Source organism: Ohtaekwangia sp. (assembly GCF_036786105.1).
GTDB lineage: Bacteria > Bacteroidota > Bacteroidia > Cytophagales > Cyclobacteriaceae > Ohtaekwangia.
In genome coordinates, this window is sequence record NZ_DAIQRQ010000091.1 from 1 (window position 1) to 13,980 (window position 13,980).

At 42.0% G+C, this 13,980-nt stretch carries 5 protein-coding genes; 1 reads left to right on the forward strand and 4 read right to left on the reverse strand.

What is annotated here, in order from left to right; translation table 11 throughout:
• Positions 1-1,257 precede the first annotated feature (1,257 nt).
• The 4 genes from V7Q33_RS21980 to V7Q33_RS21995 form a co-directional block, all read right to left on the reverse strand.
• The gene (locus V7Q33_RS21980) at positions 1,258-2,862 is read right to left on the reverse strand and encodes a GH39 family glycosyl hydrolase (protein ID WP_333821285.1); all 1,605 of its coding nucleotides are present in this window, start codon (positions 2,860-2,862) and stop codon (positions 1,258-1,260) included.
• Positions 2,863-3,014: 152 nt separating this feature from the next.
• The gene (locus V7Q33_RS21985) at positions 3,015-4,055 is read right to left on the reverse strand and encodes a GDSL-type esterase/lipase family protein (protein WP_333821290.1); all 1,041 of its coding nucleotides are present in this window, start codon (positions 4,053-4,055) and stop codon (positions 3,015-3,017) included.
• 492 nt (positions 4,056-4,547) lie between these two features.
• Positions 4,548-6,455 (reverse strand): glycoside hydrolase family 44 protein, encoded by a 1,908-nt coding sequence (locus V7Q33_RS21990; RefSeq protein ID WP_333821286.1) that lies wholly within the window; start codon positions 6,453-6,455, stop codon positions 4,548-4,550.
• A 172-nt stretch (positions 6,456-6,627) separates the two neighbouring features.
• On the reverse strand, positions 6,628-8,955 hold the full coding sequence (locus V7Q33_RS21995; protein ID WP_333821287.1) for a glycoside hydrolase family 44 protein: 2,328 nt from the start codon (positions 8,953-8,955) through the stop codon (positions 6,628-6,630).
• Between the two features lie 765 nt (positions 8,956-9,720).
• Here V7Q33_RS21995 and V7Q33_RS22000 point away from each other — a divergent pair.
• Positions 9,721-13,812: a hybrid sensor histidine kinase/response regulator transcription factor gene (locus V7Q33_RS22000; RefSeq protein ID WP_333821288.1), complete on the forward strand. Its 4,092-nt coding sequence runs from the start codon at positions 9,721-9,723 to the stop codon at positions 13,810-13,812.
• Positions 13,813-13,980: the final 168 nt, after the last annotated feature.

Below are 13,980 nucleotides of genomic sequence, written 5' to 3' on the forward strand. Positions count from 1 at the left end.
GCAGAATTAACATGGAAATGCCTAAACATCTGTAAAGTTTCTTCATACGTTTTTTGGTTAGAGTTACAAAGACTATCACACCGCCAGATGAAGAAATCGGGTGCCTCACAGTACCGCAACCGATTCAGAATTCTGAAATGATGTAATCGTTTGCAGTAAAGATGTATTAGTTAAAATCGACCCTAGTCCAATTGAAAGGCATCAAAAGTATAATTGTTACCAGCGAAAGATTTTTCGCTAGTACATTGAAGATTTTAGATCACCATCAGGCTGCACAAACTTCCGAATGAAAGAAAATAAGGGGTATCGAAGCATTACAGTTAAAGGAGACTGGAAAATAAATCTTCTTCTTCTTATTATATCATGCGTTAATGTGTTGTCTAAAGTATAACCCAATGGCTTATTGCATAACTATGTTATTATCGGTGTGTATACTTTTTATGGTGTACTTTTCGATTTTTTGACTTCTTATGAACCGCAGTCCTTTTTTGGGGATGGAATGGCCCGGCAACCACGAGTACTTTGCATGGTTAACCAAATATAAATAGCGGAGTGTCATGCAACCACAGACTATATGTACTGTCGTGTTAATGCAGGTGGCGTTTATCGTGGGGATCACAAATCAATATCCTTGAATAATATTTAACTGATCAGGTCAATTTCAATTTGTGGAAGAAGCCGTCTTAAAAATTATCAAGCTTTCGCTGGTACTTATGGTGATGTGAGTTCCGAAAGGAAGGTTGTGAAACTGTAATCGCGAAGGTGAAAAGTGTATTCAGGAGGCATCGACTCCGTGGGATGGCCTTACTTTATTAGTCAGTATCCGGATAACTCAATTCCAATGATTAAAAAAATATTTTACGTGGACATTTGTTACCCTTAATTTAGATTATCTGGTGTGCTTCGATAAAGGGCATCTAACTACTTTTAGATATCAATTATTTTCCAATTGAAACAAAAATTGCGAATACTGCTATTGCTCGAAATGACGATGTATATATTGATTTTCTCAGTCCTGGGATGGATGCTTGCTTTGGTCTGAGCCGCTGGCCCGTTTACAATATATATCTTTGAATTCCGGTACAAGCCAGGCGGAGGAAGGAGTACACCTTCGAAATTGAAATTATATGTCATTTAACCATTACCGGCAAGCGTGTTTATACCAACCTGGGATAAAAACGCTTGCCAGTATGTGTTTTCCCCACGATGCAACATGATATTGCTGAATCATTTGGCATCGCGGTATGCCTGGAGTATTTAGAGCTTTGTCATTTTTAAAAGCAGCACATCATTCTCACGAATGTCTAGTTGGCGAGAGAAGGGGAGTGCCGCTTTTACATGAACAATTTCCTTGATGAAAGGCGAACCATCATTTTGTTTTTTTATCTGTTCAACCTGTTGTTGCGTGAGTTGCGCCGGCTTGCCTATAGAAAGATACGTTGTGTATGCATCGTTACTTCTGTAACCTACTTTATAAATTTCAATGGCATAGTTGCCTTCAGGAATATTATTGATTTGTACGTTTACAAAGCCTTTTGATTTAGCGGGCAAATCGCGGATGTAGTATTTCTGGTTATGAACAGAGTCTCCGGGGTGTGTGTTGGTAAAGTCCCATAATAGAACCTGTACGTCACCGTTATTACTTTTTGTTACAATAGAAGACTCATCTTTGTTCGCCAGCTCTATATTTCCCAAGCGATTAAGGAATTGATAGGCGTAAAAGGCTGGCTTATTTATACCCTGGGTCGTTAGCAAACCGAAACCTCCGTGAAAAGGAGTGTAGCGTGGGCCGGGCTCTTCAAAGATATCCGTAAATACCCAATAAGACATAGAGTTAGCCGCAGTGCCAACTTGCTTAAGCTTTTGCAATATATAGGATGCTTCATGATAGCTGTCGTGAATGGGATCCGCCGGTGTATAGGATGCACTCCATTCGGTATAATGTAGTTCAAGGTTGGGTTTAGCAGACGCAGAAATTTCCTTTCGGGATTGAAGCACATCACCGCTAACGCTCATTGGATTTTTATCGAGCACGGTGCCGGAATTGCCGAACTCATCGAGAAAGCCCTGTTTTACACCATAAGCATGTGTACTTACAAAATCTATAGGCACATTATTTCTGACGCAGAAGTCAATCATTTCCGGCTCCCATGCTGCCCCGGCGGTTCCGGGTCCTCCCACACGGTACGACTGATTTATACTCTTAATGGCATGGGCAGCATGCTTATACAATTTGAAATATTCCTCTTGCGTTCCTGCCCAGAAGCCATCGAGATTAGGTTCGTTCCATACTTCGAAATACCAGCTTTTTACTTCTTCTTCTCCGTATCGTTCGGTAAAATGCTGAACAAGATTCTTAATAAGCGCCTCCCATTTTTCATAATCTCTTGGAGGGGTAACATTGCCACGCCACCAGAATATAGTTTTGTTTCCACTGGCAAGCGCACCCGGCATGAAACCCAATTCAACAAATGGTTTCATACCGATGGAATGAAGAAAGTCGAAGAGTACATCAATGTACATATAGTTATAAAGTGGATTCCCATCTTTATCCTGTGTATAAACTGCCATGTCGTCCGTTAAAAGACCATGCATGCGGATAAACTTAAAGTCGCATTCCTTTTTTACATAGGCGAGTTGCTGCTGCCAATCTGCCCGAAGACCTTCGTTCGCGCGACCCGCCCCAACGCATTCTTTAAACATCGTATTTAATTGTCCCGTGGTTGCATTGAAATCTACACGGATTGATCTCGCGGGCTGTGAGACTTTCATTTTTTGCGCAATAGCGGAGCCTGCCAGCAGCCAAACCACAACGATAATTAAATAATGGCGCCTTTCTGGCAAAAGTGAGGATCTACTCATAAAAAGAATGTAAATTTTTAATGGATGATTAATGATTTTATTTTGATTGTAATATTACTGTAATTCCTTTCATTACCCTATAATTATGCAATCGCATAGATGAAAATATAGTCTTTAACTTTAATCGTTTCCTGATGAGGCTGATGGCTTATTCAGGGCTTACATATTTTTATTTGCTGGTCGCCAATGGAGAGAAGGTAGGTGCCGGGGGTAAGATCCTGAATATCGATCTTTTCTTCCTTTTCGGCGAGCACTCCCGATAAGAAAATTTTTCCGGATAAATCGGTAATCCTGTAAGGGTTCTTTTTTTGATGCTCCTGGGTATATATATACAGTGTGTCGAATACGGGGTTCGGAGAGACTCTTATTGCATTTTGTAAGGTAATTTCATTGGACGTGATCGTTACGGTAACGAATAATTCTTCTGAAATAATTCTGGTTTCGCTGTTCTCACTTCGTTTGACAGAAACTTTATAAGCGCCGGATTTGGAAACAACCATTTCCCTCTGGGTTCCTCCAATGCTGGCAGCAACCGGAAATCCGTCAATGTACCATTGATATTGATACCCATCCGGACCAACGACTTTGTTATTTACAAAAGTTATTTCTGGTTTGCGCATCTGCAATGCTTCGCTGGCTGCCTTCGCTATTAGCCCTGCTCCCGTTACTGAGGGGTGAACATTATCTTCAAGATACCATTCTGTTTTTCGCTCACTCAAAACGCTATACATATCGATAAGACCCCAACCGTTTTTTAAAGCAAGATTTTTGATTACAGGGTTTACTTTGTCTTTTATATAGGAGTTGTAGATATCCCAATCCTGTTTTTCTCCGGGAATCAGCAGATATACCCAGATATCGGGCTGGGAGGGCAGTGCTTCAAACGACCTGACCATTTCTGTATAGTCGCTTTCGAATTTTGATCCTTGTGTGTCCCACAACCATCGTTTGGAATCATTCGTACCTAATCCAATGAGAACAATATCCAGATTGGAAGCAAGTGCATTTTGGTATAACGGATCATCCCAATAAGAGTAGCCACCTGCTTTTAGCATCGTCCGGCCGCTTGATCCAAAATTTATTACTTCCCATTTATCTGTTCCTAATAAAACCTGCATTTGGCCTGGATAACTTTCTGTTGAAGGATTGGCGAGACCATATCCTGCGGTAACGCTATTGCCAACGCATGCCACTTTTGTTTTTTGTGCAGATGCCGGAATAGGAACAAGAGAAATTAACGCTCCTACTAGCCACAACAGAAGATGATTATTCCTATTCAAGAGTGACGTATATGTATGCGTCGTAGTATATCTATCTTTTATTGCTTACTCTAATTCTAATTTTTATCTCTTTCTGATTACGGAGTATCACTACTTCTGTGCTTGTTCCTGCGACTGATGTTTGCGCTTGAAGTAAGTCGGACAGTTTATCGATGCGCGTGTCGTTCATTATCAGAATCACATCATTAGCTTGTAAAAGGGCAGATGCTTCTGCTGAGAATTATAACATTAGTATCAGCCAAGCCTCCCTGGCCACCCGCTTTTACCGCGTGCTTCATCGCTATGTCGCCTTTGTGAAAAAGCCAGTTCATGTCGACATTCTTACGAACCCTTTTGGCTTGTAAGGAGTACGGTTTCTGGGCAATGGTTACGGTATTAAAAGCGACCTGAAAATCGATTTTGATATCATCGCGCAACAATAAACTGATATACACTTATTTTATTAGACTGCTGTACTGACAACAGATAGAATCCATCAGGGATTGCTGACATATCTATCGTAAGCAGAGAAGTTCCATGGTAATCTTTTTGATAAGATTGCACCCGGTGGCCTCTCAGGTCTTGTACTGTGATTTCAGCAGCACCCTCTGCGTGCGAGGGCATGGTTATGAACAGCTTGTCAGAAACAGGATTCGGATAAAGGATAATGCCATCGATTTGCTCTTTATTCTCTTCGATTCCTACCACTGACGCAGGCGATCCGGATAGCAAGACTGCTGTGGTTGATAGTGCTGGTACAGATATAGTAAAGGAATTTTTAGTTGCTGTTACCGTGCCTGCTTTCAAAGCATTGTCAGTATGTGATTTGAAAGTTTCGGTTGCCGGCAATGCTGATAACTGTAACGTAGAGTATACTCCCGGCTGCATTGAAAAATCGTTAAGGTTTACAGTTACGTTATGTGGTGAACTCACATCACGGTTTACGATGATAACGGTCATGGAATCCACTGCATCATTTACTGTAGTGTAGGCAGAAACCGTATTCTCAAGAGAAGACGTGCTGGATACGCTATAGCCTTTTGCGTAGCGACTGTATAAATGCACCGTTTCCCACATACCGGTAAACCATGACCATGGCGAAAAATATTCTACTCCATGGTTGGCAAAGGTGCCCAGGTGCGATGCGTATATAACAGAGGCCAGGTTAGGTTCGGAAGGTCCCGGGCTCCATTCGCTGAGCCCAATGGAGATGCCATGGTTGGAACCATAATGTAACTCCAGCCAGTCATTGATTCTTTGAAATATATATTCTTTTGTCTGCTCGTTATCCCAGCCGCCATTAATAGATTTTAATCCATTTGCGCCCGGATAATTATAGCTTTTGTCGTAAAACACCCGATGATTTTGAAGTGCATCATTATCTGTAGGTGCATACGGATAATGATGAAGGTCAACTACATCGAGTACTCTGACACCGGATTTTTTTTCCTCGTCAGCACATCGCATAATGAAATACTCCAGGAAACTGTAATATTTACCATTCACCGTAACGCCACTTCCTTTCCAGTTATACCAATGCCATTCGCTGGTGGAAACGGGGCCGCAAATCTTGATCTCGGGAAATTTCGCCTTGGCTTTTTTGGCTAACTCAATAAAGCGATCTATAAAGGCAGAGGCGGTTATTAAGTCAGGCATAATGTCGTCATGAGTTCCGTCCCAAATGTCACATTCATTATCCATGCTCCAGTATGAGAACTGTTTCTTATCCAGTCCAATCCCTCCGGCACCGAACCAATGGTCGAGGATGGCAACGGAAGAATCGGCTGGCCAGGGCATAGTATAGAGACTGGTATCGCCTTCGACTAAAGCTTTGCCGCCCGGGTTAGTGGTATTCGGCACACCGCCTCCTGCTAAATTCTGGCTATGGCCGGGCCAGTATTGCGATTGGTTGAAAGCCCAGTCGTTGAAATTGTGTGCAGTGCTTGAAGCTACCCGCCCCAGCAGCTGAAAGGCAAACATGCCTTGCATAGTAGGATAGTTGTTGTCAATCTTTTCCGCAAACGCATCCCAGTCAATCCCATATACATTGTTATACCAATCCGGATGACAAGTTATTTTTCTCTTCCAGTTGTAGCGGCTTGCATTGTTACCCCCGTTCATGCGTGAAAATTGCAAGCCTGCATCTTTGTAAAATGAAATGGGTTTATCAAAGGAGTTGTTGCATCCGTATATGAATGGCGATACCGCCCGCTTGTCGTGGCTGGCATTCACTGTAATGGTTACGTTCTGTGCTAATAGTGGAGTTGCCCAGTAAATACATAGCAATGTTTGAATCCGGAGGATTTTTGGGATGTACTGTAGCAATTGATTCATACTATATTTATTCAGAGATATTTATGTTAAGCTCCTCCGGTATATTTATGGTATCAGGAGAGCTCTAATATTATCAAGGCCATCTCAGTACTTTATACGAAGTATTTGGCAGGTATACATCTGTCGGGGTTCCTTCGTAAATCGCTGAGATGACCTATAAGGGTTGCTGTTGTTACTGTTTCTTGAAAATCTTAAAAGACTCCGATGAACGTTTGGTATATACAGTAACGATATAATATCCCGGCTCAAGCATAGTGCCGAGCAGCAGAGAACCCGATGCCGGTTGAGTTATCGTTTCCATTTTCTTCCCCGTCATATCAGACACCACCACCTGAACGACCTCATCTTGTTGGGAAATGCCAAGCGTAAATCCGTTTACAAAGGGATTGGGATACGGGTATTTTTCCAGATGGCGTGATTCATCGGAAGGGCTGGTGGCAGAAGCTTCGCGTGCGCTTGATATGGTTTCTGTTATGGAGACTGACCATTGTTGATTGAAACTGCTGCTCGCACTCCATTGGCCTAATATCGAACGATCTGCACTTAATCCCAAGCCATCAATATACAGTCCTGTTGCGCGATTCTTAAACTTTACATAGCTCCCTGCGGCTACCTGCAGCCATTGTTGCGTAGTGCTTGTACTGGCAGCTTTTTGAATTACACCCGATGAGTTGTTTGTGCTTCCATTGCCATCAAGGTATAAACCTGATGCCCGGTTTTTGATCTTAATGTAACTTCCACTGGTTTCTATTACCCATTGCTGGGCCAGGCTGTTGCTAAAATGCCATTGTGCTGCCGTACTTCCATCCGTTCCCCATAATCCATCCATTAACATGCCTGTGGCGCGGTTCGCGAGAGTAACGTATGTAACCGGTGTAGCTCTCTTGAGCAGAATGGCTGTTGTAGAAAGTGCCGGAACAGTTATCGTGAGTGAATTTGAGTTTACCGTTACTGTGTTTGACTTCAATGCATTTTGAGTATGCGATACAAAGGTCTCTGTTGTTGGTAACGATGATAACTGCAATGTTTTGTAACTGCCGTTGGCCACATTGAAATTGGTTAGGTTGATTGTTGCCGTGCGGGAAGAGCTCATATCGCGGTTAACAAGTATAACCGTTAATGAGTCCGCATTTTCGTTCACAGAAGAATACGCCGATACGGTATTTTCGAGTGAGGAAGTGCTGGATACGCTATATTTCTTCGCATTCCGGCTAAAGAGATGCAGGGTTTCCCACATACCGGGCGACCATATCCAGGGAGAAAAAAACTCCACACCGTTGTTGGCAAATGTGCCGAGATGCGAAGCATATATAGCGGATATAACATTGGGATTGCTGCTCGACATGGCGCCCCATTCACTCAGACCGGCCGTGATGCCATGGTTTGTTCCAAAATGTTCATTCAGCCATCCATCGATGCGTTTGAATATATATTGTTTCGAAAGTGTGGCATCCCATCCGCCATTCATTGTTTTGATGCCGTTTGATCCGGGGTAATCATAGGTTTCATCGTAATAAATCCGATGCCCCTGCAGCGCGGCAGCGTCATCGTTATTATACCAGGGGTAATTATGAATATCGATTACATCCACCAGCTTGATGCCGGTTGCTTTATATTCATCGGCAAGGCGTTTTATAAAGTATTCAATCCAGGGATAATACCTGCCGTTTATATATATACTTTCTGTTGACCATTTATACCATTGCCACTCAGAGGTTGTAACAGGTCCGCAAAGTTTGATGCCCGGATACAACGCTTTCGCTTTTTTGGCCAGGGCTATATAGCGATCCATGAAGGCTGAGGCGGATAGCAAGGTTGGCATAGCCCAATCGTGCGTGCCATTCCATACATCTACCTCGTTGTCCATGTTCCAGTATACGAACTTGCTTTTATTAAAACCTTTACCGTTAGCTCCAAACCAGTGATTAAGAATTGCCACCGAAGAGTCGGCCGGCCACGGTTTGCTGAACAATTCAATATTTCCATCAACCAGAGCCTTGCTGCCCCCGCTTGTGTTGGGCACACCGCCTCCGGCCAGGTTTTGGCTTACGCCAGACCAATATTGTGCCTGGTTGAAAGCCCAATCGTTGAAATTGTTATTACTGTTCGATGCTACTCTGCCCAATAGCTGAAAGGCGAACATACCCTGGAGGTTTGAAAAGTCGGTATTTATTTTCTGGGCCAGTGCATCCCAATCACTGCCATAAACATTATTATACCAGTCGGGGTGTACAGTGAGCTTCGCGCGCCAGTTATAAGCAGATGCATTATTACCAGCGTTCATTCTCGCAAAACGCAATCCGGCATCTTTATAAAATTGTGAATTATCGGATGCTTTGAAATCTTCATTTCGCCCATAGATATAGGGCGAAATCAGGCGCTTATTAAGTGTGGCATCAACTGAGATGGTTATATTTTGCGCAACGGCTATAATTGACAAACAACATACAAATACTAACGTCAGGTACAATCGGGTTAGCTGAAGTATAGACTTTTCCATAATTAAAGGGGTTATAGTTGTGTTTGTTTCATGATTCCATTCTACCCTTAGCCATTCAAGCTGCTTTTACGGGGAAGTATTACTGGTTTTAAGTTCACTGGCTTAGTGGGTTTAATTGAAAATTCCTTATGCTCTCTTGGCGTTTGTTTTTTAAAATAAACTGTTTGGAGAAAGGAAAGAATCTAAGAAAAGTGCACAAAGAGTATATGGAAACGATTGATGAAAAAAAATAACGAAAACGTTTGAATAGAAATACCCATTATTAGCGCTGTGGGAGACATTAATCCCCGGATTTGACGATAATGGGTATAAATCGGCTAAAAGAATGTCATAAATAGTCAACTTTTTGGGTTGAAATATGATCGTTGATCTGAATATGATTGGGAATCGGTTGCCTGATGCTTATAAAATAGTACGATTGGAGTTTACACATCAAAGATAACATCACACATCAGCCGGCAGCCTTAAATCTACGCCTGCCCATAAAAATTAAGGATGCTGAGTGTTTAAGGGATGAAAAGTATAATGTAAATTATATTTATTGTCCCGTTAGATTCCTGGATTTTAATTTGATTTGATTTTTTGTGTTCAAAAGCGAAAATGCTTGCGGCATAAGCCAGTGTCCTTGAACGCAAAGACATATAATCGTCCTGTAACACAACGCAAGATGAGACCTGTCACCGTATTTCACATCGAAACTTGTTTATACAAATGAACTTTTTCGCCAGAAAAAACTGCTCTGTATATCTTTTCTGTCTTTTTAATATGGCCGCCGGTCTCCTGTTCGGTCAAAGTGAGCAATTCAGATTCAAGCAAATTGACCTGAAAGATGGCTTGTCGCACCCAGATGTTTTGACTATATATAAAGATAGCCGCGGCTTTGTTTGGTTTGGTACCGCCTTTGGGTTGAATCGTTTTGACGGCTACGCAATAAAATCCTTTGTCAATGATCCGCACGATACCACCTCGCTTCCTAACGATTTCGCGTATAAAATATTTGAGACTCCCGACAAATTGTTAGCAGTTGTCACTGCAGCGGGATTGACTCTTTACGACCCGGAAAGTGAAACGTTTAAGCGTAACCTCAATCCATTTTATAAAAAGTATGGGGTATCCAGCCGTCTCAATAATATTATACGGGATACAGACGGTTCCTTCTGGTTTGTTCAACCGGATAAGCTGATAAAATATCACCCGAGGCAGGAGCGATATGTTGTTATTCAGAATAATGCTGCTGATCCACTATCGATAGTGAAGGATGAAATAACCGATTTCTGTATCGATAAGAATAGAAATTACTGGCTGATACATGCAAATGGTATAATAGAAAGAATAGAAACCAATGCACAACATGGTGTAGCAATTGAACGGATTTCGGCTCTTCATGATGCAGACAAGGCAGTGCAGAAATACAGGCTTGTTGCAGACGCAGATGGAGATCTTTGGCTTTTTGCGCCCGGGGCGAATAACCGCGTCTTTATCTATGATGTAAAACAAAAGAAGTTAAAGCGGAAGGAAATAGTGTCAGGGTTTGACACAAATTTTGTATCAAGCCTGTTGGAAGGCGAAAATGGATTGATGTGGATTGGAACAGATCACGGAGGCATCAATCTGCTGGATAAGAAGACAAATACGGTGCGGTATCTTTCTCATACTGACGGTGATCCAACAAGCCTCATTGCGAACTCAATTACGTATCTATACAAAGACGAACAAGGAATCATTTGGATAGGTACCTATAAGCGCGGAGTAAGTTATTACCATCCCAATATTTATCAGTTCGATATATATAAACACTATGCTACAGATTCTCATAGCTTACCTTTTGAAGATATCAATCGGTTTGAAGAAGATAAGGAGGGAAATCTTTGGATTGGAACGAACGGAGGCGGGCTTTTATATTTTGACCGGAAGAAAGGGACTTTTAAGCAATATCTCCACGAAGCCGGGAACAAAAACAGCCTTAGCGGAAATGTTGTAGTGAGCCTATGCCTGGATGTTGATGATAACCTATGGATTGGGACCTATAAAGACGGACTTAATAAATTTGATGGTAAGAATTTCACGCATTTTACGCATGTCGCAGACGACACTACATCTATACCCAGTATGGACGTCTGGGAAATTTTCGAAGACTCGCGAAAACGTATCTGGATTGGAACAACGGATGGCGGGGCTGCGCTCTTTGATAAAAGAACCGGGAAGTTTCACAGGTTAAAAACATGGGGAGCCAATGCATTACAATCTCCAACGGTCGAGGCGATCAATGAAGATCGCTATGGTAATATCTGGTTCGGCACATTCGCCGGCATCGCTGTGCTTTCTGAAAAAAATAAAACATTTACTCATTTTGAATATTCTTCAAGGCCCAATTCTCTGAGTAGCAATACCGTTTTAGATATCATGAAGGATTCCAGGGGACGTTTGTGGGTAGGAACGTTGAATGGCTTAAACGTTTTTGATGAGTCCATTAACGGCTTCACAACATTTAAAGAGAATAAAACTATAAATACAGTCTTAACGATACAGGAAGATAACGTTGGTGATATTTGGATTAGTACATTGAACGGACTTTCTAAAATTACATTGGCAGCAGGTTCATTGCAGGGGGCAACGGTAAAGCACTATACCGAGCAGGATGGATTGCAGGGCAGGCAGTTCAATTCAAATGCAAGCTTCAAAACACGTAAAGGAGAGTTGGTATTTGGCGGACCTACCGGTTTCAATATTTTTCGCGGAAATCAACAGGGTAAAGATTTCTTGATAGACAGAATTATTTTCTCGGAACTTGAGCTGTACGAGGAGCCGGTTGATATAGGGGAGAAAATCGATGGTTCGGTAATCTTGGATAAATCAATTACAGAAACAAAAGAGATTATACTTCCGCCCAATAAGAATTTCTTTTCATTAAAGTTATCTGCATTAAATTATCTTAACCCGCAGCGCGATCGCTATATATACCGCCTTGAAGGATTAAATACAGGCTGGTTGCCGGTAGATGCGAAGAATCACGAAATCATATTTAACAGTTTAAATCCCGGAAAATATTTACTGAAAGTAAGAGCTGTAAATGGCGATGAAGTGCCGAGCAGGAATGACGCGGTGCTGGCCGTTATTATCCAACCACCGTTTTGGAAGAGTAAAGTTGCTTTTATACTATATGGATTCATCGTGGTCTGCCTCCTCATTGTTACACGTAAAATAATTCAACAGCGCGAGCAGATGAAATTCTCAATTGAACAGGAGCGCAGGGAGATGCAGCGGTTGCATGAACTTGATATGTTGAAAGTAAAATTTTTTACAAACATAAGCCATGAGTTCAGAACACCGCTCACACTAATACTGGCACCTATTGAAAGACTTATAGCGAAAGTAAAAGACCCCGAACAATTAGCGCAATTTCAACTGGTTCTTCGAAACGGAAAACGCTTAATGAATCTGGTTAATCAATTACTGGATTTTAAAAAACTGGAAGTCCACGAAATAAAGTTTAATCCTGCCAAGGGCGATGTTATAGCTTTTATAAAGGATACTGTATTTTCATTTTCTGATCTTGCGGAAAAGAAAAATATTACCCTGTCGTTTAACAGTGCGGTCAGCCGCCATGAAACACTTTTTGATCATGACAAACTGGAAAAAATACTGTTCAACCTCCTGGGTAATGCCTTTAAATTCACACTTGAAAATGGCAGTGTAACCGTGACGATCGATAAAGCAGATGAACAATTGTTGCGAATTGACATAAGCGATACAGGCATTGGCATACCGAAAGACAAGCTTGATAAAATCTTCGATCCGTTTTTCCAAACCGATCTTTCACAAAGCATCGTAAATCAAGGGAGCGGATTAGGCCTCGCCATCACGAAAGAATTTGTAAAAATACAGGGCGGATCTATAGAGGTTAAAAGCCAGGTAGGTGTCGGAAGCTCCTTCACAGTTATTTTACCGCTGTCGGAAGCACCGCTGCAACCAGTACAAGTACCTATCGAAGAAGTCGCTATCACCAGTGCCCAACTCCCTGATCGGGTCGAGCCCGATGATATTGACGCTGCCATTGGTTCAGAAAAAACTTCAGGTAAAACAACCAGGAAGTCATTACTTCTGATAGAGGATAATGAGGATTTTCGTTTTTACCTGAGAGACAATTTGAAATTTTTATATACAATACATGAGGCCAAGAACGGTATCGATGGCTGGAATCTTGTTCTGTCCCTGCAACCCGATTTGGTTGTGAGTGATATCGCGATGCCAAAAATGAATGGAATTGAATTGTGTGGAAAGATTAAATCGGATGAACGTGTATCGCATATTCCCGTGATTTTACTCACCGCCAGCAACACCGAAGAGCAACGCATCGAGGGATTGAAAACAGGTGCTGAAGACTATATTACTAAACCATTCAACTTTGAAGTGCTCGTAGCGAGAATTAACAACCTGTTGAGTCAGCGAGAGAAGTTCCAGAAAACATTTCGGAAGGCGTTCGATGTTAAGGCCAGTGAACTTCAGATAACTCCTTTAGATGTTAAGTTCATGGAAAAAGCGGTTAAAATTGTAGAGGCAAATATAGCTTCATCCTCTTTCTCCATTCAGGATCTGGGCATGGAACTTGGAATCAGCCGGGCTTACGTTTTTAAAAAGATTCTTGCTCTAAGCGGAAAGACGCCTCTCGAGTTTATAAGAACAATTCGTCTGCAACATGCAGCGCAATTATTGGAAAAAAGTCAGTTATCGGTTCGGGAGGTGGCGTACAAAGTAGGCTTTAACACACCTAAATACTTTACGAAATATTTTAAAGAGCAGTATGGCGTGCTGCCATCAGATTATCTGGCAGCAAAAAAGAAAGAGAACGAGACGTAGCTTCATTAATCACGACAGGTAGAATCGAATCAGACGAATGGATTTTGCAGACAAATGGCTTTCCTTTGACTCTCCATTCCCGTCTGCATGACATAATATGCAGCGGCCATGCCCGGGTCAAATGGTCCGTCATAAAATGGGTTTGACTTTAAGAAGTCCGCTCGTGAT